19 protein-coding genes are annotated in these 20,512 nt (G+C 41.1%); all 19 read right to left on the reverse strand.

What is annotated here, in order from left to right; all coding sequences use genetic code 11:
- Window positions 1-210: 210 nt before the first annotated feature.
- Window positions 211-639 carry a YlbF/YmcA family competence regulator gene (locus ACFX4I_RS03265; RefSeq protein ID WP_034313499.1) on the reverse strand — a complete coding sequence of 143 codons (429 nt, stop codon included), beginning with the start codon at window positions 637-639 and terminating at the stop codon, window positions 211-213.
- 1 nt (window position 640) lies between these two features.
- Window positions 641-2,185 (reverse strand): tRNA (N6-isopentenyl adenosine(37)-C2)-methylthiotransferase MiaB, encoded by a 1,545-nt coding sequence (miaB, locus tag ACFX4I_RS03270; RefSeq protein ID WP_048684706.1) that lies wholly within the window; start codon window positions 2,183-2,185, stop codon window positions 641-643.
- 342 nt (window positions 2,186-2,527) lie between these two features.
- On the reverse strand, window positions 2,528-3,571 hold the full coding sequence (gene tdh / locus ACFX4I_RS03275; protein WP_377419170.1) for an L-threonine 3-dehydrogenase: 1,044 nt from the start codon (window positions 3,569-3,571) through the stop codon (window positions 2,528-2,530).
- A gap of 236 nt (window positions 3,572-3,807) precedes the next feature.
- Window positions 3,808-4,098, reverse strand: coding sequence for a hypothetical protein (locus ACFX4I_RS03280; RefSeq protein ID WP_377419172.1), 291 nt, complete (start codon window positions 4,096-4,098; stop codon window positions 3,808-3,810).
- Between the two features lie 161 nt (window positions 4,099-4,259).
- Window positions 4,260-5,126, reverse strand: coding sequence for a 2-oxoacid:ferredoxin oxidoreductase subunit beta (locus ACFX4I_RS03285; protein ID WP_230303231.1), 867 nt, complete (start codon window positions 5,124-5,126; stop codon window positions 4,260-4,262).
- Entirely contained in the window at window positions 5,113-6,870 is a 1,758-nt protein-coding gene (locus ACFX4I_RS03290) for a 2-oxoacid:acceptor oxidoreductase subunit alpha (protein ID WP_076366399.1), read from the reverse strand. The genes ACFX4I_RS03285 and ACFX4I_RS03290 overlap by 14 nt, the downstream gene beginning before the upstream one ends.
- A 217-nt stretch (window positions 6,871-7,087) precedes the next feature.
- Window positions 7,088-8,080, reverse strand: a complete 993-nt coding sequence (locus tag ACFX4I_RS03295) for a dipeptidase (RefSeq protein ID WP_377419174.1) — start codon at window positions 8,078-8,080, stop codon at window positions 7,088-7,090.
- 77 nt (window positions 8,081-8,157) lie between these two features.
- The gene (gene spoVS / locus ACFX4I_RS03300) at window positions 8,158-8,418 is read right to left on the reverse strand and encodes a stage V sporulation protein SpoVS (protein WP_029281188.1); all 261 of its coding nucleotides are present in this window, start codon (window positions 8,416-8,418) and stop codon (window positions 8,158-8,160) included.
- Between the two features lie 174 nt (window positions 8,419-8,592).
- Window positions 8,593-9,390 (reverse strand): TIGR00282 family metallophosphoesterase, encoded by a 798-nt coding sequence (locus ACFX4I_RS03305; protein WP_230303233.1) that lies wholly within the window; start codon window positions 9,388-9,390, stop codon window positions 8,593-8,595.
- Between the two features lie 152 nt (window positions 9,391-9,542).
- On the reverse strand, window positions 9,543-11,102 hold the full coding sequence (gene rny / locus ACFX4I_RS03310) for a ribonuclease Y (RefSeq protein WP_063231807.1): 1,560 nt from the start codon (window positions 11,100-11,102) through the stop codon (window positions 9,543-9,545).
- Between the two features lie 353 nt (window positions 11,103-11,455).
- Entirely contained in the window at window positions 11,456-12,502 is a 1,047-nt protein-coding gene (gene recA / locus ACFX4I_RS03315) for a recombinase RecA (RefSeq protein WP_377419176.1), read from the reverse strand.
- Between the two features lie 348 nt (window positions 12,503-12,850).
- Window positions 12,851-14,083 carry a competence/damage-inducible protein A gene (locus tag ACFX4I_RS03320; RefSeq protein ID WP_377419178.1) on the reverse strand — a complete coding sequence of 411 codons (1,233 nt, stop codon included), beginning with the start codon at window positions 14,081-14,083 and terminating at the stop codon, window positions 12,851-12,853.
- Window positions 14,084-14,105: 22 nt separating this feature from the next.
- Window positions 14,106-14,690: a CDP-diacylglycerol--glycerol-3-phosphate 3-phosphatidyltransferase gene (gene pgsA / locus ACFX4I_RS03325; protein ID WP_230303235.1), complete on the reverse strand. Its 585-nt coding sequence runs from the start codon at window positions 14,688-14,690 to the stop codon at window positions 14,106-14,108.
- A 164-nt stretch (window positions 14,691-14,854) separates the two neighbouring features.
- A complete protein-coding gene (locus tag ACFX4I_RS03330; protein ID WP_230303236.1) occupies window positions 14,855-15,763 on the reverse strand; it encodes a helix-turn-helix domain-containing protein in 909 nt (302 codons plus the stop codon).
- Window positions 15,764-15,771: 8 nt separating this feature from the next.
- The gene (locus ACFX4I_RS03335; protein WP_034313530.1) at window positions 15,772-16,563 is read right to left on the reverse strand and encodes a DUF3388 domain-containing protein; all 792 of its coding nucleotides are present in this window, start codon (window positions 16,561-16,563) and stop codon (window positions 15,772-15,774) included.
- Between the two features lie 243 nt (window positions 16,564-16,806).
- A complete protein-coding gene (locus ACFX4I_RS03340; protein ID WP_230303237.1) occupies window positions 16,807-17,064 on the reverse strand; it encodes a DUF3243 domain-containing protein in 258 nt (85 codons plus the stop codon).
- 79 nt (window positions 17,065-17,143) lie between these two features.
- Window positions 17,144-17,869: an elongation factor P 5-aminopentanone reductase gene (ymfI, locus tag ACFX4I_RS03345; protein ID WP_098370969.1), complete on the reverse strand. Its 726-nt coding sequence runs from the start codon at window positions 17,867-17,869 to the stop codon at window positions 17,144-17,146.
- An 18-nt stretch (window positions 17,870-17,887) separates the two neighbouring features.
- Entirely contained in the window at window positions 17,888-19,174 is a 1,287-nt protein-coding gene (gene yfmH, locus ACFX4I_RS03350) for an EF-P 5-aminopentanol modification-associated protein YfmH (RefSeq protein WP_377419181.1), read from the reverse strand.
- Window positions 19,174-20,454, reverse strand: coding sequence for an EF-P 5-aminopentanol modification-associated protein YfmF (gene yfmF, locus ACFX4I_RS03355; protein ID WP_377419183.1), 1,281 nt, complete (start codon window positions 20,452-20,454; stop codon window positions 19,174-19,176). The genes yfmH and yfmF overlap by 1 nt, the downstream gene beginning before the upstream one ends.
- Between the last annotated feature and the right edge of the window lie 58 nt (window positions 20,455-20,512).

The following is a 20,512-nucleotide window of genomic DNA, read 5'->3' on the forward strand; positions in this document are numbered from 1 at the left end:
AGCGAACCCTCCTCATACAGTTTCCATTCATCCTATGCGTGGTAAAAGTCTATTGTGCGTAGAATTTTAATTGTTTGAAAACTGCTGTAATGTTTTAAACCTAGGTTATTTTATGCGCATGTTTTGGGATATGTGTCACGAATGGGCACTGTATAAGGATTTCCGCATATTAAAAAAGCCCTTCTGAAACCAGAAGGGCTTTTTTAATATTCATGAACAGCTTCCGCCGCCTGCTTGTACCTGTGAACCTGTCTCACCGCGAAGGACATCGCCTTCGGTTGATTCAATAATCAGGTCCGTCACCTTATTCGATACCTGTGATGAGACCATTTGTAAAAGATCATTTACATCCACTTGGGATTGTTTGAATTCTTGCACGATCGGAAGTTCATCCAATTGTTTTTCCAGTGCATCAATTTTGGCCTGCACTTGACTGTATGCTTTCTCTTTGCCGTAATGTTGGAAGTTTACAGCCTGTTTTTGCAAACTCTTGATGCTGGCGATCATTTCACGGATTTTTTGATTTTCATTGATGTGAGCTTCTGCCCGTTTAAAGAAATCGACTTCTTCCGTGCTTGCGATCATTTCAGCAAGCTCGGCCGCTTTATTCAGAATGTCATCTTTAGTATATTTAGTCATATTACTCCACCTCAATCGCCGTTGCTTCTTCAACCATATCCCCATTTAATGACCATGTTTTCGTTCCGGTGATTTTCACTTTTACGATTTTGCCAATAGCGGATTTTGGTCCTTTGAAGTTCACGAGCTTATTTTTCGTTGTATAACCTGCTAATACTTCCGCATTCTTCTTGCTTTCGCCTTCAACGAGCACTTCAACAATCTGTCCATCATACTCTTTCATTTTCAATGCGCACGTTTCATTTACAAGGGCATTCAAGCGTTGCAGACGTTCCTTTTTCACTTCCATCGGTACATTATCCTGCATTTTCGCAGCCGGTGTTCCCTCACGTGGTGAATAGATGTAAGTATATGCTGCATCAAAACCAACTTCACGGTATAATGACATCGTTTCTTCAAAGTGCTCTTCCGTTTCATTCGGATAGCCTACAATGATGTCCGTGGTTAGCGATGCACTTGGGATAGCTTCCTTGATTTTTTTAACTAGCTCTAAATATTGTTCGCGTGTATACTTACGGGCCATGATTTTAAGTGTTTCCGTACTTCCCGATTGAACTGGAAGATGGATATGGTCAACGAGATTTCCGCCTTTAGCCAGTACTTCAATCAAATGATCATCAAAATCACGGGGATGGCTTGTCGTAAAACGAATACGCGGAATGTCGATTTTGCGGATTTCATCCATCAAATCGCCGAAACGATAATCGATATCCGTAAAATCTTTACCGTAAGCATTCACATTCTGTCCAAGCAGGGTTATTTCCTTGTAACCCTGTGCCGCTAAATGACGGACTTCCTGGATGATATCTCCAGGCCTGCGGCTTCTTTCTTTCCCCCTTGTGTAAGGTACGATGCAGTATGTACAAAACTTATCGCAGCCATACATGATATTGACCCATGCCTTGGTTTTTCCTTTACGCACTTTCGGAAGGTTCTCGATTACATCACCTTCTTTAGACCAAACCTCGATGACCATTTCCTTGGAAAGATAAGCTTCATTAAGAATTTGCGGCAGGCGGTGGATGTTATGCGTTCCGAAAATCATATCTACAAAATGGTGCTTCTCTAGAATCCGCTTTACAACTGTCTCCTCTTGTGACATACAGCCGCAAACCCCAAGCAGTAGATCCGGCTTTTCCAATTTCAATGATTTCAAATGCCCCAATTCACCGAACACTTTATTCTCTGCGCCTTCCCGAATCGCACAAGTGTTAAGTAAAATGACGTTAGCATCATCCACCGAGTCTGTCGCCTGATAACCAAGTGCCATAAAGATGCCCGCCATGACTTCTGTATCATGTTCGTTCATTTGACAGCCAAAAGTGCGAATGTAAAACTTTTTACCTTCTCCCATTCCGCGGAAGCCTTCAGGAATGGCAAAGTCATCATGATATTCTACCTCTTCTTTTCCTCGCTTTTTCGCATCCTTTAAGGAAGGCGGAATATAAACGGCTTGAAAGTACTTACTGAAGTCCTTTTCGGATTTTTTGTCCGCTGGATTCTCAGCCTGTACTTGTTGTGATTCTAATCGTTGTTTCTCGTTCATAGTTAATCTCCTTTCAAAATAGTTAGTTTATTTCTTTCACCAACTATTCCAAGACCTATCATCAAATGGATTTATACGGATTCCTTTTTAAGAATTTCCAGTAAATATTAGCTATTAAGTGTGATATATCCACATTATCATAGTATAAAGCTTTTAACAGCAAGAAACAATCATTCTGTCGTGGCTTCTTCAATTGTAAGAAATTTTTCACAAATATTGAAAATAAGAACATGAAAGAAGAGGCTATGACGAATTTAGCCTCTTCTTATCATTTTTGGATGACGCTTTCCCCTTTCATGATTTTTCAAATGCAGACCATGCAATTTCCACCGTTTTAGGTGTTCAAGGTATAAGGAGAACCTTACCACACTGGCCTTTGATCATCAGTTCAAATCCCTTTTCAAAATCACTGAGTGAGAACCGATGGGTAATCATTGGTTTTACATCAACCTTGCCACTTTCAAGCAGACTTGAAACCTGTTGCCAGGTTGAAAACATCTTCCTTCCAGTTATCCCTTGGACAGTAAGACCCTTGAATACGATATCCTCTGTTATATTAATCGTGACGGGCTTAGAAGGCAGACTTAGAATGGATATTCTTCCACCATTGGTCGCCATCTTGAACCCTTGTTGGATAGCTGCTGGATTACCGCTCATTTCACAAACAACATCCACCCCATCCGCACTTGTGAGGCTTTTCGTGATTTCCACTGGATCCTGATTCATTGAATGAATGAGGTGTGTGGCACCCATCTTTTTGGCTAGCTGAAGTCGATAATCATTAATATCAAGAGCGATTACTTTATCAGCACCTGCGGCCTTTGCTACAGCAATCGCCATAAGCCCAATTGGACCACAACCGATTATTGCCACCGTTTTACCCAGCACCTCGCCAGCTAGCACTGAATGGACTGCATTCCCCATCGGTTCTTGGATGGTAGCTATATCGAGTGGCATATCACTTGGATTTTTCCATAAATTTTTGGCTGGCAGAGCTATATACTCTGCAAAGCACCCTTGTTTATCAACACCGATAATGTTTGTTTTTTGACAAATATGGAATTGCCCGGTTAAGCACTGCCTGCATGTACCGCAAACGATATGTGTTTCGGCAGATACACAATCACCAATTGAAACATTGCTGACCCTTGCTCCTATCTCGATTACTTCCCCAGCAAATTCGTGCCCAAATACGTATGGCGGGCTCACCCTTCCCTGTGACCATTCATCCCAGGTGAAAATATGAATATCCGTTCCGCAGATCGAGGTCATTTTCACCCTAATCAATACCTCGTCATCACGAATATCCGGTATATCGACAACTTGTAATTGTGCCCCATAACCTCGGTGGTGTTTGACGATGGCTTTCATTTTACCTCTCAACATGTACATTCCCCCTGAAAAATAGGGCTGTTCTTTTTCATTTACCTCAATAAGTAAAGATATGAAAAATCCATCACAAAAATACCATAATCGCTTTTGTACCGGCCTTTTCACATTAATAATGATGATTTTTAGGCTTTCGTACATTTTTGTTAAATGGGTCATGTTTCTATAGCATCTTGTCCGCTCTCGAATAAGATATCTTGTACAACAAAATTATTGAAGGAGTGACTTATATGTCATGTGGATGCAATAATCATGATCATCGTGATAACAACAATAACGACAGAATCGCAGACGATTTTTGTCGTGCTGTGAGGGGCTGTAATAGACGCGACCGCGACCGCGATCACGACCGGGATCGGGATCGGGATCGGGATCGGGACCGGGACCATCATCGTAACGACAATAATAACGATAGAATCGCAGACGATTTTTGTCGTGCCGTGAGAGGCTGTAATAGGCGCGACCGCGACCGTGATCGTGACCATGATCGTGACCGTGATCGCGACCGTGATCGCAACCGCCATTGTCGCAGAAGAAATCGTTGCAATATCTTCTCATTCGGCTGTGGATGCAATAACGGTTGGTAGTAAGCTAATTTAGGGATTATGGTGATTCTCTCTACTGAGCTTTCCAATTAATCACAAAAAAGGTTCACCCCATCTTAAGGGGTGAACCTTTTAACTTTTTACATAAATTCAGCAACGAGCTTATCAAAGTGTTCTTGATCCAGTGTCAGCTCTGATTTATTTAACCCTTTTTCAGCATACCCTGGCACTAATTCCTGGTACGAAGGGCGTGAAGAGTCTTGATAAATAATCCCTGTCACAAGGCTGTCATGTTGCATCAAAGTCTGCATGGCCTGTTCTTTATTTGATGAATCATAGCCTTCAATCGTGTTCAATTTAGTTAAGTTTTGTTTAAACCAATCATACGTATTGATCTTATTATATGTTACGCAAGGAGAGAAAACATTGATAAAGGAGAACCCTTTATGATTTATCCCTGCTTCAATGATCGCCGTCAGGTCTTTCAAGTCAGTGGAAAAGCTTTGGGCGACAAACGTAGCACCAGCTGACAATGCTAATTCCATAGGTGAAACAGCTTGTTCTATTGATCCTTCTGGAGTGGATTTCGTTTTAAATCCAGCAGCGGACCTAGGAGAAGTCTGGCCTTTTGTCAATCCATAAATTTGGTTATCCATGACAATATACGTAATGTCGATATTACGGCGGATCGCATGGATGGTGTGTCCCATCCCGATCGCAAAACCATCTCCGTCACCGCCTGAAGCTATAACGGTCAATTCACGGTTGGCCATTTTAACTCCTTGGGCAATTGGCAGTGAGCGGCCATGGATGCCATGGAAACCATAGGACTTGATGTAACCCGATATACGACCTGAACAGCCAATACCGGAAACAACGGCCAAATTCTCCGGCTCCAGTCCTACATTGGCTGCCGCACGCTGCATGGCAGCCTGAACGGAGAAATCTCCGCAGCCAGGACACCAGTTAGGTTTTACATCATTACGAAACTCTTTAAACGTTGCCATATTCGAACATCTCCTTGCATTGTGTGTGAATTTCATGCGGGAGGAATGGGTTGCCATCATATTTTAGGATGCTTTTAATTTTATTAACATGTCCAACATTCATCTTGATAATATTAGCCAATTGTCCAGTCGCATTATTTTCAATAACTACCACTTTCTTAGCACTCTGCACCAATGATAGGACTTCATCAGCTGGGAAAGGATGAATCAAACGGATATGCGCATGATTCACTTTCATTCCATCCGTTTCTAACCTGCCGATCGCTTCATCAATCGTCCCGCGTGTTGAGTTAAAGCCAAGAATTAATAAATCCGCTTCTTCATGCGGTGTGTTTTTGTATACTGGTGTTTGGAATGTGTTAGTTAAATTATTCAGCTTACGCATCCGTTTATCCATTTGCAATTTACGATTCAAAGCCGTCTCAGAAGGTCTGCCCGTTTCATCATGTTCAACACCTGTAACATGGTGAATTCCATTTTTCATACCAGGCACTACACGTGGTGAGACTCCGTCTTCCGTTACTTCATAACGCTTGAAGTAAGATTTGTTTTCAGACTCTTCAATTTCAAAGTCAACCAATTTTCCGCGTCTTATCTCCACTTTGCCGTAATCAAGCGGCTGAACCGTTTGTTTACCTAATGATAGCTGTAGGTCGGATAAAACGATAACTGGACATTGATATTCCTCTGCAAGGTTGAATGCTTCTGCCGTATCATAAAAAGCTTCCTCAACAGTACTCGGAGCCATGACGATTTTAGGTATTTCACCATGTGTACCATAAATCATCGCCATTAAATCGGATTGCTCCTGCTTTGTAGGAAGTCCCGTAGATGGACCGCCACGTTGAGTATCGACGATGACAATTGGCGTTTCGGTAATGCCCGCTAAACCAATCGCTTCCATTTTCAAGGAAAGTCCAGGTCCAGCTGAAGCTGTGATGGCACGTACACCGCCATAGTTTGCACCGATTGCCATTGTAGCCGCCGCGATCTCATCTTCAGTTTGTATGACCGTCCCACCAAATTGAGGAAGTTTTTTAATTAAGTATTCCATAATTTCAGAGGCTGGAGTAATCGGGTAAGCTGCCATGAAGCGGCAACCGCCTGCAACTGCGCCTAAAGCGATGGCATCGTTACCAATCATGAACATTCGTTTTTGGCCGTCTGCCTTTTCCAGTTCCATTGCTCCCAGTTTTTCTCCAAGCAACACTTCCATTGCCTTATAGCCAGCAGTAATGGCATCCATATTCTTCTTAACGATTTCTTCACCTTTACGGCCGAATATTTCATCAACCACATCGTTGAATACGGAAATTTCCATTCCTAGAACAGCACATGTCGCGCCTATGGCCACCATATTTTTCATTAATGATGTTCCTAATTCGGCTGCTATTTCCGTAAATGGAACAATATATAATTCTGCCTTTGTATCTTCTGGGCAGACAGGTTTGAATTTTGCATCTGCGATTATGATGCCACCCTCATGTAATTCTTTATAATTGACGTCAATTGTTTCTTGGTCAAAAGCAACTAAGATGTCTAAATCATCAGAGATAGCACGAGTTTCCGTAGTACTTACACGAATTTTGTTATTCGTGTGTCCACCCTTGATTCGGGATGAGAAATGACGGTAGCCATACAAGTAATAACCTAAGCGATTGAGGGCAATACAGAATATTTCTCCTGTACTTTCAATACCTTCACCTTGTTGTCCGCCAACTTTCCATGAAAGTTGATTGATCATGTCTTACACTCCTTTAGGACGTTCGTATATAAATGCATTTAACCGCACCTCTCTTCAGAACATTCAACTATGTATAATTAATCGTTCTATTTTAGGAAAGGTGTACTAAACGCTTTCAATTCTATCGGTTAAATCATTAAATTGCAACCTTTTTGCTTTTATTTTTTATATTTTCAGAATATTTATTCATATCTATATAGTAAGAATTGAAAATCACTTAAGATATTACCTTTTCAAGAGGAAAATTACGGGTGAAATTATCAAAAAGGAGTCCTTTTACAAACTCACTGGAATATAGCCTGTTCAGTTCATTGATTAAGTTATGATAATCCTTATAAGACATTAAATTTTCTACCATATGATCGATTCCATCGAAGTCAGACCCTAATCCAATTTGTCTTTCCCCTCCCAAACTGCATATATGTTCTATATGTTTCAAGATATCCTTTATCGTAGCCGAACCGTCATTTGAAAGAAATTGCGGGACAAAGGTTACGCCGATCACCCCATTTCTCTGCAAAAGGGCTTTTATCTGCCCGTCCTTTAAATTTCGTGGATGCGGACAAAGATGATGAGCATTCGAATGGGAGGCAATTGGGAATTTCGCCAACTTCAGGGTGTTCCAAAATCCAGCTTCAGATAAATGGGATAAATCACACCAAATTGACTTCTCATTCAATAGTGCCACCACCTCTGTTCCAAACCCTGTCAAGCCGCCCCCTCTTGTTTCTAATGCCCCATCCGCTACCAAGTTAGCGTAATTCCAAGTTAGACCTACGGAGGACACTCCAAGATGAATAAGTGTTTTTAGTTTCAACAAATCATTCCCAATGCAATCGCACCCTTCCAAAGTTAGCATTGCACCTATTTCCTCTTCTTTTAAAGTTTCGATGTCTGCCTTGGTCTTTATAAATTTCATTTCCGGCTCAGATAAAATCTTTTCATGAAAAATATCCACCATCGCCAAAGCGGCTTGAAACCTCATATCAGGGTGGACTTTTTCAGGAATATATATTGCAAAACATTGGACCTTTCCCCCTTCATCCAATAATCCCCGCTTTGTTATATGTAATTTATCACTATTCGTAAAAGAAATATCCGGATCGATGAACATTTTCATCAGCACATCACAATGTGCATCAAAAATCGCCAATGTAATTCCCCTTCCTGTATCTTTTTTAAGATTATATATTCCATTATAAAGGGACATGGATTTTTCGTCCTTTGGATTTCAGGACAAAAAAGAGCCTGCTCGCCTTCCGACAAACAGGGCACCCAAACATGAAATTATCTTGGTTCAATGATTAGTTTTATTGCCGTTCTCTCTTCGCCATCAATAAGTATATCTGTAAAGGCAGGAATACAAATCAAGTCGACTCCACTAGGTGCGACAAACCCTCTCGCGATTGCTACTGCCTTGACGGCTTGATTTAACGCACCTGCACCGATTGCTTGAATTTCGGCTGCTCCTCTTTCCCTGAGCACTCCCGCTAGTGCGCCTGCTACAGAATTAGGATTAGATTTTGCTGAAACTTTTAATATTTCCATTCCTAGTCCTCCTTGTTTTCCCTGCCGATTCTAACTTGGCTCAATAGTTATAACACTTTCCACTGCTACTATATTCATCAAGTAAAACTTGTATGACAAAGAAAAACGGGATTGTCCACCATTTATTAATGAATGGAAAAACGGATGGACAGTTTGACTGTCCATCCGTTCGAATCATTGATAAAATGGATGATCTTCGTTAATCAGTATCCTTTCTATTTTTATTGCCTTGCCGGTTTTATCATCAATTTCAAGGAGAACTCCACTTAAAAGGGTCCGCCCCTCTTTTGGCACTTCGAAACGTACAGGAAGGCTAGTTAGGAACCGATGGATGACTGCCCCTCTTTCCATACCAAGGATACCATCATATGGTCCTGTCATGCCTACATCTGATATGTAAGCGGTGCCTGCAGGTAATATACGGTTATCGGCTGTCTGGACGTGTGTGTGTGTACCGACAACGGCTGTAACCTTCCCATCCAGGAACCACCCCATAGCTTGCTTTTCACTTGTAGCTTCTCCATGAAAATCGACAAAGATGATCGGTGTCTTTTTTCGAGCCTCCGCCACGAGTTCTTCCGCCTTTTTGAACGGACAATCCAAATCAGGCATGAATGTTCTCGCTTGCAAATTGATGATCGCTATTTCATGATGGTTCAATTTTAAAAATTTCATTCCTTCTCCAGGTGCCCCTTCTGGAAAGTTAGCTGGACGGACGAGATATTTCGCTTCATCAATAAAATTGAAAATATCACGATTATCCCATGTATGGTTTCCCATGGTTACCGCCTGCGCTCCCCACTCTAAAAAACTGCGGTAAATCTTTTCTGTAATTCCCCGGCCACTTGCTGCATTCTCGCCATTGATGACCGTGATATGCGGACGATACTTTTCTTTTAACTTAGGAAGGTATTCTTGGATCATGTCACGACCAGGAGACCCCACTACATCTCCAATAAATAGCAATTTCATTGTAAAATCCTTTCTAGATTCACCTAATTATATGAATTATTCAAGTATGTATTGTAACATAATTTGGGGTAATTATAGGAATTACGCTTAACGACTAATATCGGAAATAGAAAAAACGAAGTGGTTTGCACCACTTCGTCTTTCTTTTACAATTATTTGGCGTATTCGACTGCTCTTGTTTCACGTATGACCGTGACTTTTATATGACCTGGGTAATCGAGCTCTTCTTCAATCCTTTTCCGGATATCACGTGCGAGTCGATGTGCCGAAAGATCATCGATTTGTTCTGGTTTCACTAGAATCCGCACTTCTCGTCCGGCTTGAATCGCAAAAGATTTTTCCACTCCATCATAGGATTCGGAAATTTCCTCAAGTTTTTCAAGTCTTCTAATGTAATTTTCAAGCGTTTCACTTCTAGCTCCCGGTCTTGCAGCTGATAATGCATCAGCGGCAGCCACAAGCACTGATATGATGGAAGTTGGTTCCGTATCGCCATGATGTGAAGCGATGCTGTTAATGACAGTTGGATGCTCTTTATATTTGGTTGCTAATTCAACGCCAATTTCAACATGACTGCCTTCCACTTCATGATCAATCGCTTTCCCAATATCATGCAATAAACCTGCACGGCGGGCAAGAACTTCATCCTCACCAAGCTCAGCGGCCAGTAAACCTGAAAGCTGGGCCACCTCAATTGAATGTTTAAGTACGTTTTGCCCATAACTGGTACGGAACTTCAAACGTCCTAGTATTTTGATGAGATCTGGATGGAGACCGTGAACTCCAACTTCAAAGGTTGTTTGTTCACCAATTTCACGAATATGTTCATCTACCTCACGTCTTGCTTTGTCAACCATTTCTTCAATGCGAGCCGGATGAATCCGTCCGTCCTGAACAAGTTTCTCAAGAGCCAAGCGTGCCGTTTCCCGTCTAATTGGATCAAATCCGGATAAAATGACAGCTTCAGGAGTATCATCAATAATAAGGTCAATACCTGTTAGCGTTTCTAACGTCCGGATATTTCGTCCTTCACGTCCGATTATCCGTCCTTTCATTTCATCGTTTGGAAGATTTACTACAGAAACGGTGGTTTCTGCAACATGATCAGCCGCACAACGCTGAATGGCAAGAGAAAGGACTTCTTTTGCTTTTTTATCAGCTTCTTCTTTGGCACGGGTATCACTTTCTTTAATCATAAGCGCTACATCGTGAGCCAGCTCGTTTTCCATTCGGTCGATAATGATTGCTTTAGCTTCTTCACGAGTTAAACCGGAAACACGTTCAAGCTCTGTTTGCTGCTTTCGAACCGTCTCGTCCACTTTGCTTTCCATCTCTTCAATATGCTGTTGTCTTTGGTTTAGAGAATCTTCTTTTTTCTCCAAAAGGCTCTCACGTTTGTCTAACGTTTCATCCTTGCGGTCCAGATTCTCTTCTCTTTGCAATAACCGATTTTCTTGTTTTTGTAATTCGTTCCTTCTTTCACGGGCTTCCCGATCCGAATCGGCACGAACTTTATGAATTTCATCTTTTGCTTCCAACAAGGCTTCTTTCTTAAGTGCTTCCGCTTCACGTTTTGCATCCTCAAGGATGTGTTCTGCAGAGCCCTTTGCCCCTGCTATTTTACTCTCAAATTTTGATTTGTGAATAAAATAACCAACAACTGCACCGACGATTAGGCCAAGCAAAGTGAAGATGATTGTCATGGGTTCCATCGTTTCACCTCCCCTTGCTATGAACTTTTTACATAAAATGTTGAACTGTCGGCAAGTACATTGCACATAAATTCAATATACAGCACTTAATTTTCAAAATTTTAGTTTGAAAAATTGTAAAATATACATATTAATTGTATAGTTGAGAATTTTTATTGTCAAGCGTTTGTCCCTTATGTATCAATGATTATTCAAGTTTTCTTAATATCAACCATCATAATCTATAGCATTCATTATGGAAGAAGTCTGTAAATCTGATTTCAATGCCCTTTAATCCGCTGAAAATTTCGCACTTTTCTCAAAATATACATAAAAGGCCTAAGCGAACAAGCTTAGGCCTTTTCTAAATATCATTAATCAAGCAATTCAAAATGCTCTTCTGGTTCATTTTCTTCTGGCGGTAATTCATGCTCTCCATCGAGATTATAGTGATCTCTGATTTTCTGAGAAATTTCCTGAGCGATATCCCGATTTTCTTTCAAGAACAGCTTCGCATTTTCGCGGCCTTGTCCGACACGCTCTTCATTGTATGAATACCATGAGCCGCTTTTAAGGACGATATCAAGATCTGCACCCATATCGATGATTTCACCTTCCTGGGAAATCCCTTGACCATACATGATGTCAACTTCTGCTTGACGGAATGGTGGAGCAACCTTGTTTTTTACAACTTTGATTTTCGTTTTATTACCGACGATTTCATTACCCTGTTTTAATTGTTCCGCACGCCGCACTTCCAGACGAACAGTTGAATAGAACTTCAATGCCCGGCCTCCCGGAGTCGTTTCTGGATTCCCAAACATAACACCGATTTTTTCACGGACTTGGTTAATGAAAATGGCAATGGTATTTGATTTATTAATGGCACCAGACAGTTTTCTAAGTGCCTGAGACATCATCCGGGCTTGAAGACCCATATGGGAATCTCCCATTTCGCCTTCGATTTCAGCTTTAGGAACAAGTGCTGCCACCGAGTCAATGACAATGATATCTACCGCTCCACTTCGAACTAGCGCTTCAGCGATCTCTAAGGCTTGTTCACCCGTATCAGGCTGTGAAAGCAGTAACTCATCGATATTCACACCGAGTTTTTCTGAATATGCTGGATCTAAAGCATGCTCGGCATCAATGAATGCAGCCGTGCCGCCAGTCTTTTGGACCTCTGCAATAGCATGTAATGCAACAGTCGTTTTACCAGAGCTTTCAGGTCCATATATCTCAATGACCCGGCCTCTTGGATATCCGCCAACTCCCAATGCTACGTCCAATGCTAAAGAACCGCTTGAAATCGTTGAAATCCTACGATCAGACTGTTCCCCAAGTTTCATAATAGAACCTTTACCAAATTGTTTTTCAATTTGTTTTAACGCCATATCTAAAGCCGCTTGACGATCACTCACTCAATTTCCTCCTCTATATTCAAATAATCGGCTGTCCGATTAAAGGTGTACTTACGTTAGCAATTATTTGAGATCAAGGTTTGTATCCTGTCTCAAAACCTATCTTTACTATATACTCTTTTTACTATTTTGCCAAGCAAAAAGTCGAACATTCATTCGTTTTTTTCTTTCGGGATATTCTTTGTAAAAAAGCGTTTTATCTTAAAGAAATCTCCATTTTGTTTCACTTACTCCCCCAAAAAAACATTTTCATTGAATTAACTTTTTTCTTTTTTTCCCTATTTTTCAAGAAACAAACTTCTAAAACCAAATAAAAAGCAGAGCTGTAAAAAGCTCTGCTTATAGCGTTTATAAATCCCTTAATAGGTAATGACAGCCGTACTTCACACTCCGAATACGGTTTTGCGCCCTGCTTCCGGAAAGATTCAACTCCTTGAAATGAGTATTTCCATCCCGATAGGAAATGCCAATAAATACTGTCCCTACAGGCTTGCCTTCTTGTTCATCCGGCCCTGCAACGCCCGTAAAGCTTATGCCCACATCCGCATCGAGCTTGCTCCGGACATTAGAGGCCATTTCCATAGCACACTCACCGCTGACCACCCCATGCTTGGATATGGTATCATCACTGACGCCGAGGACATTCGACTTCGCATCATTCGTATAGCAGACCATCCCGCCTTTGAAGACTTTACCGGCGCCCGGGATGGTTGTCAGCTGTTCTTGGAACATCCCTCCGGTCAAGCTTTCAGCTGCCGCAATCGAAAGCTTGCGGACCGTTAATTCTTTTACAAGTTCCTTTATTAGCGAAGTATTATCACTTCCATAATGGAACTTGCCGACCCTGCTAAGAATTTCTTTTTCCGCTTCCAATATAAGCTCTTCGCATTTTTCTTTAGAAGAGTCTTTAGCGGTGATCCTTAACGTCACTTCCCCTTCGGCTGCCAGCGGGGCAATTGTCGGATTCGTTTGATTGACAAGAAGATCTTCAATCACCGTTTCCAGTTCGGCTTCACCTATACCGTAGAACCGAAGAACCTTGGAATCGATCCGTTCATGCTTTTCCAATTTATTCATGATCTTTTCATAACCATAACTTAAAAACATCGGCTCCATTTCACTTGGCGGACCAGGTAGAAGCATATATGTAATCCCAGATTTGGACAAGACCATTCCCGGTGCCATCCCATGATCGTTTGCCAACACTTCACTGCCTTCTAAGACAAGGGCCTGCTTTTTGTTGTTTTCCGTCATCGGACGTTCCCGTTTTTGGAAGTAAGCTTCAATGGATTGCAAAGCTTCATCATTAAAAACGAGCTTTTTCCCTATATGGCGAGCAATCGTTTCTTTCGTCAAATCATCTTTGGTAGGGCCAAGTCCACCTGTAAAGACAATCAAGTTCGCCCTTGATTCAGCGATTTCTATAGCTTGTTGTAAACGGCGGTCGTTATCCCCGACCACAGTATGGTAAAAAACGTTGATCCCCATTTCCGCAAACTGCTGCGATAAGAATCTTCCATTAGTGTTATTGATTTGTCCTAAAAGAAGCTCTGAGCCCACTGCAATGATTTCTGCATCCATCTTTTCAAAACCACCATTCGATTTACTTTGAATTAACAAATACTTCTTTGTTTTTTATAAAATAATCCAAACCTGACCAGATTGTAAAGATTAATGCAATCCATAATGCGATATTTGCAAAAGGAAGTGAAATGAGGGCAAATGGAAGGTTATGCAGCAATAAAGCCGAAATAGAAACAATTTGTGCCCATGTTTTAATTTTTCCAAGCTGGTTCGCTGCTACCACTTCCCCTGTACCCGCTAACACCAAACGCAATCCGGTGACTGCAAACTCGCGACTTATGATCACGATGGCTATCCAAGATTGACCGTACATTAAATCTAGATCAACCAAAACGATTAAGGCAGCCGAAACCAGAAGTTTATCAGCCAATGGATCTAAAAATTTCCCTAAATCAGTAATCATATTATATTTTCTTGCAAAATGGCCATCGATCCAATCCGTAGTGGAAGCGATAATAAAGAGGATGGCTCCAGCCAGGTGCGCCACTGGCAAACTGTAGTCTCCCCAAGTTAGCGTCCCCCAAGAAAAAGGAGCGAGCATGATGATTAAAAATACTGGTATTAAACAGATTCTTGCTACTGTAATCTTATTAGGCAGATTCAAAACTTTTACCTCCAAAATTTACGCCTGCCATTTAGGCAATGCGTCTTAGACTAAAATAATGCTTATATGTATAATTTAACTCAAAATCCAATCTTATATGCCGGGTAAAGCATTTCCCGTCGCCTTACTATTATATAGAGCAAAAATAGTCATCTATAAGATGACTATTCGGCTTTCGTAAATTGTATCGTAACCAATTGCGTATTCACTTCAGTCGGTGAAATGGAATACTCCAGCTTCTCATCATTCACATAAATCTCAGTTTCATATGCTCTGCCTATATTTATGACAGCTTCTTTCTCATTGGTGAAATCAATTTCCTGGCTTTTGTCCTTGTCGATAGTACCCTGGAAAAGTAATTTACCTTCACCATTTTTTATGCCTACCCATGGTGAGCCTTTGGAGGTCACCTTTAATTTAAAGGTATCGGTATTTTTTAATTCATACGTACTATTTTTACCGTTGGAACTGGTGACGGCAAGTTTTTGCTCTTTCTTTTCATCCTTGACAACTGCATCTTCTTCATTCTTCTTATCAGATGAATCTGATTTTTCTTCATTCTGTTTTTGGTCTGCAGTCTCTTCTTCTTTGTTAAACTCTTCACTTTTATTGTAACCCACGGCATCGCTCTGTTTTGCGTCCTTTTTGTCATCGTTATCCGGATTACTCATATAATTCAATACCAGCACCCAAATCAATACGGCCGCACCAATGACTAAAACGGCAGCCAAGATTTTCGGTAACATTTCTACAACCTTTGAATCTCCTGCCGGCATTGTTTTCCGGGATTGGACCCTTGAAAGCTGTTCTGGCAATTCCTCGCTATAGACCGATGGTATCTCACTCTTATATTGTTCGAAAATCTCTTCTGAATCCAGTCCGATCGCTTCACAATATTGCTTTATGAATGCCCGTACATAGAACTTTCCAGGCATCATACTGTAATTTCCCTCTTCAATGCCAATAAGGTAACGCTTTTGAATCTTTGTTAATTCCTGCAAATCATCCAAGCTAAGACCTTTGGCTTCCCTAGCTTCCTTTAATCGATTACCCAACTCAGTCAAATAAAACACCTGCCATTTTAAAAGTCAAAGGAACCAAAATCGGACCCTGAGAACTGGTCTTTTTGGTCGACAACTTCATATGTTATTTCTTCTTCAGGATTGTTTCGCAATTCAATAATATAATCAAAGTCTTCAAGGGTATACTCCGTATTTTGGACAAAAACATCCGGATGTTCGATTACTTTGACAGCATCAAGCCTCATAATTTCGCGAATCAACTGCCAATGACGCTCATTTGCACGGCGAGTGGAAACAATTCCATCTAAAATGAACAAATTATCATTATTATATTCATCCTCAATTAGCTGACTGCGGATAGTCTGCTTTAAAAGGGTCGATGACACAAACAACCATCTCTTATTAGCACATACACTCGAGGCTACGATAGATTCAGTTTTCCCGACACGCGGCATCCCTCGTATCCCAATTAATTTATGACCTTCCTGTTTAAATAGCTCGGCCAGGAAATCGACAAGCAAGCCTAGTTCATCACGAACAAACCTAAAGGTGTTTTTCTCATCGGCATCGCGCTGAATATAACGTCCATGCCTGACTGCGAGGCGATCACGCAATTTAGGTTCCCTAAGCTTAATGACCTTTATCGTATCCATCGTACGGAGGATTGACTCGAACCTTTCTATATTACGGCTGTCTTTCGCCAACAAAAGTAAACCACGCCTGCCTTCATCGACCCCGTTGATGGTGATGATATTAATGGAAAGCATACCCAGAAGGGATGAAATATCCCCTAATAAACCAGGACGGTTGACTTGAATTTCATATTCAAAATACCATTCTTTATTATCCACGATAACACTCCTTAAGCCTAAAAGTCTTTACCCTCTCAGGGGCAAAAAACTTATCCATCGTAAATTTTCAAGGTCTGAACACTTTAATATTAATTGTCTAGCTTCTATAATATAGCATTTCGTGATAAGTTAAAAGGAAAAACCCTAGAAAAATATTCATTTTTATATAAGGGGATAAATAGTCATCCACTTCAATCCAAAAGGCCCTGTTATTTAATAACAGGGCCTTTTGGAATTGATATTTTACTTCGTTCCATTGTTCTCGACTAACTTGACCATGACGCTTGCCATAGCATGCTTTTCTTGATCGCTTGCGACCGACCAAAGATCAGCAAGAACTTTCTCCTGATCATTCTGGGGCTCAACCTGATGAGCCAGGTAATCACCGATTTCGAAAGCCAAGTTGTTAACAGCACTTTCTGACAAACCTTGTTGTTCACCTTGATTTAATCTGTCGCCTAAGAAATTTTTCCATTGATCCCAATTGTCCAGTACAGACATGTATGGTCACCCTTTCCTTAAAAATAGTACATAGATATTTTGTGAAGGAACCGAGAAAATTATACATGTCTAAAAAAAATCATGTGTACCATCCGCCATTTACGCCTAAGATTTGCCCGGTTATATAAGACGACTTGTCGGAAAGCAAATAGTATACGGCCTCGGCGACTTCTTTGGAATGCCCCATCCTGCCCATCGGGATATCGCCTTTGATGATTTCCAGATCTTCCGCACTGAATGATTCGAGCATGGAAGTGGAAATCGCACCGGGGGCAACGGCATTCACCCGGATTCCATTGAGCGATACTTCTTTGCTAAGCGCCTTGATAAAAGCATTTTGACTGCCCTTGACCATAGAATATAACACTTCACAAGATGCACCTGTCTGCCCCCAAATCGATGTGACCGCAACGATGGCAGCCTGTTCTTGGTACATAAGCTTTGGAAGCAGTTCCTTCGTTAATTGGAAAGGGCTCGTTACATGCAGCTGGACCATTTCATTAACGATTGTCTCATCCATGTCTGATATAAGCCCATAATAGCTATTACCACTATTAAGGACGATTGCATGGAGGGCAAAAATATTTTCCGCCAATTTCTTGTATCCATCCGGTGCAGCCAAATCCGCTTGAACCGGAATAAGTTCGACTTGATGAGGCTTCAGTTCTTCAATCAATTCAAGTATCGCTTCTTCATTGCTGTTATAATGTAAATAAAGTGAGTAATTCTCCTCGGCGAGCTTTATAGCGATTTCCCTGCCGATTCCTCCGCTGGCTCCAGTAATAAGGGCAAAACGTTTCCCCACTTTGCCGCCCCCTTTATATTATTTAGGAAGTACCTGGCAGACAGTCATCCGTTGATCGGATATTAAGTCCTTGGCGACCTCCCTGATATCTTCGATCGTTAGTTTTTCCAATACCGATACAACATCGAACAAGTTCATATCATTGAATGCATATCTGGTGAATTGATTCGCTATATATTCCGGAGAATTCAGGGAACGAAGGAAAGAACCGATTTTTTTCTTGATTGTCCTTTGCAGGCTTTCTTCATTCAGGCCGGTTCCGGCTTTTGATTTTTGCAGGATACCAAATAAAGACTCCGTCAACTCATCAGGTTTGGCACTGTCCCCGCCAATTAACGCAAACCCAAAACCTTGTTCCTGTGTATAATCATAAGAGAAGCTTTGATCGATCAACCCTTCCTCATATAGCTCCTCATGCAAAGGTGAACTCTTGCCAAACAGCATTTCCAAATAAATATTGGTCGCCAATTCCCTTTTCAAAAGCTGTACACCTGATTGGTGCACATTGATGGCCTTGATACCCAGCATCACTTTTGGTGTCTGGACATTCATCCTTAAGACTTCCTTATCCTTGGCAACGATTTCCGGCTCTTCGTCAAATTTACGTTCCACTGCAGGTTGTTCGTTGTACCCTTTATTACTTTGATTATCCCGAATCAGTTTCATGGTGCTTTCGACATCTACCGGTCCTACAACGAATAGGAGCATGTTGCTAGGATGGTAAAACGTATTATAACATTCGTAAAGCATATCCTTCGTAATATCCGCAATGGATTCCACAGTACCGGCAATATCGATTTTCACTGGATGTTGATGATACATATTGGCTATCGTCCCGAAATATAATCGCCAGTCTGAATTATCATCATACATATTAATTTCCTGCCCAATGATTCCTTTTTCCTTCTCTACCGTCTTTTCCGAAAAGTAAGGATCCTGGACAAAGTCAATTAAGGTGGTTAAATTCCTATCGAAATCGGACGTGCTGGAAAATAAATATGCTGTACGGGTGAAAGAAGTAAAGGCATTTGCAGATGCACCCTGCTTTGAAAATTGCTGAAAAACATCACCATCTTCCTTTTCAAAAAGCTTATGTTCAAGAAAATGGGCAATTCCATCAGGCACTTTAGAGAATTCTGTTCCATTCAATGGTTTGAAATGATTATCGATTGAACCATAATTTGTCGTAAACGTCGCAAATGATTTATTGAACCCTTTTTTCGGAAGAATATATACTTCTAGGCCATTCTCCATTTTTTCATGGAAAAGTTCTTCTTTTAATTGAGTGAATGCTATTTTCTCCATTACCCTTGCACCTCCGCTTCCGTTAGGAAATAAATCGTATCAAGCTGAATCTTTTGACCAACGGCAACGATTTCTTCCTTTGTCGTCCGCTCTGTTTTTGCAAACCAATCGTCTAGTGAAATATCCAAGCCGGAAATCACATTATGATATAAAATTTCCACTAGTCCTCTCGACACGTCAATGGTTTCCAGGAGCTGGTTCTTTACGACCGCTTTCGTTTGTTCCAGTTCTTCTTCGGAAAAGTTCCCTTGCTTCATTTCATTCATTTGTGCGTGAATGATCTCCAGTGCCTGCTTGTAGTTGGCATTTTCAATGCCCGCCATGACCATTAATAGGCCTTTATGACTTTCGAGCCTTGAAGCTGCGTAATAAGCAAGGCTGGCTTTCTCCCTGACATTAATGAAAAGTTTTGAATGTGAAAAACCACCAAAGATCCCATTGAAGAGCTGAAGTGCATAATATTCCGGGTCACCATATGCCACATTGGTTCGATAACCGATATTCAATTTACCTTGTTTCACATCCGAATTTTCAATGATTTCTTTTTCCTTATCCACGTCTTTATCCGTATTCCTTGTCGGGCTCACCGGCTCCCGTTCTTTTAGTGACACATACTTGTCTGCTAGAGCTTCCACTTCCGTTTCATCGATGTCGCCGATCACATATAAATCGATTTCATCCTCCGTCAGCACTTTTTTATAATAGGCGTAAAGGGATTCTGGAGTTATCGTTTCCAAGTCTTGAAGATTGCCGCTCGCTTCTAGAGCATATGGTTCGTTTTTGCACATTTCCTCTACAAGGCGTGTAGCTGAATATCGCATCTTGTCATCGGAAATGGATTGAATCCGCTGTTTTAAAGAACGGATTTCATTGGAAACCGTTTTAGAGTCAAAGGCTTCGCCGTTCTTCTTCGGATTAAAGATCACCTCTGATAATAACCCAAAAGCCTTTTCGAGAAGCGGGGTTGAATCACTAAGGAATTTTTCATTAACGATATCGATCGTAAAACTTATGATTTGATATTCTCCTTTTTTAGCTACATCGACATAAAACCCTGCTCCATATAAATCATCAAGATATGATCGAAGCTCGGGTGTTGAAGGGTATTTACTTGTATTGCTTTGTAACACATATGGCAGCAATGCACGATATGTAACGTCCTCTTTTGTCAACGGGGCTTTCATCTTCAGCACGAGAGTATTCGTTTTATATTTATCCGTCTGGACCACATGAAGCTTGTAGCCGCTTTTTTCCGTAATTGTATCGGAAGCAATAGACATGAATAATCCTCCTCATTATATAAATCACCTTTATTAGCTTATTGTTTGTAGATTGGAA

The organism is Peribacillus sp. YIM B13472 (assembly GCF_042788005.1).
Classification (GTDB): domain Bacteria; phylum Bacillota; class Bacilli; order Bacillales; family DSM-1321; genus Peribacillus; species Peribacillus simplex_E.

Excerpts from the sequence above, each read along its gene's own strand:
- ACFX4I_RS03305 (WP_230303233.1), bottom strand. The coding sequence starts at position 9,390 with ATGAAATTGCTATTTATTGGAGATGTAGTGGGGTCTCCTGGTCGTGAC.
- spoVS (WP_029281188.1), bottom strand. The coding sequence starts at position 8,418 with ATGGAAATATTAAAAGTTTCAGCAAAATCTAATCCTAATTCTGTAGCA.
- yfmF (WP_377419183.1), bottom strand. The coding sequence starts at position 20,454 with ATGTCTATTGCTTCCGATACAATTACGGAAAAAAGCGGCTACAAGCTT.
- ACFX4I_RS03340 (WP_230303237.1), bottom strand. The coding sequence starts at position 17,064 with ATGTCTGTACTGGACAATTGGGATCAATGGAAAAATTTCTTAGGCGAC.
- ACFX4I_RS03320 (WP_377419178.1), bottom strand. The coding sequence starts at position 14,083 with ATGGATGCAGAAATCATTGCAGTGGGCTCAGAGCTTCTTTTAGGACAA.
- miaB (WP_048684706.1), bottom strand. The coding sequence starts at position 2,185 with ATGAACGAGAAACAACGATTAGAATCACAACAAGTACAGGCTGAGAAT.
- rny (WP_063231807.1), bottom strand. The coding sequence starts at position 11,102 with ATGGAACCCATGACAATCATCTTCACTTTGCTTGGCCTAATCGTCGGT.
- ACFX4I_RS03285 (WP_230303231.1), bottom strand. The coding sequence starts at position 5,126 with ATGGCAACGTTTAAAGAGTTTCGTAATGATGTAAAACCTAACTGGTGT.
- ACFX4I_RS03280 (WP_377419172.1), bottom strand. The coding sequence starts at position 4,098 with ATGGCGGTTGCGATCACGGTCGCGATCACGGTCACGATCATGGTCACG.
- ACFX4I_RS03295 (WP_377419174.1), bottom strand. The coding sequence starts at position 8,080 with ATGTCCCTTTATAATGGAATATATAATCTTAAAAAAGATACAGGAAGG.
- yfmH (WP_377419181.1), bottom strand. The coding sequence starts at position 19,174 with ATGGAGAAAATAGCATTCACTCAATTAAAAGAAGAACTTTTCCATGAA.
- tdh (WP_377419170.1), bottom strand. The coding sequence starts at position 3,571 with ATGTTGAGAGGTAAAATGAAAGCCATCGTCAAACACCACCGAGGTTAT.
- ACFX4I_RS03265 (WP_034313499.1), bottom strand. The coding sequence starts at position 639 with ATGACTAAATATACTAAAGATGACATTCTGAATAAAGCGGCCGAGCTT.
- ACFX4I_RS03290 (WP_076366399.1), bottom strand. The coding sequence starts at position 6,870 with ATGATCAATCAACTTTCATGGAAAGTTGGCGGACAACAAGGTGAAGGT.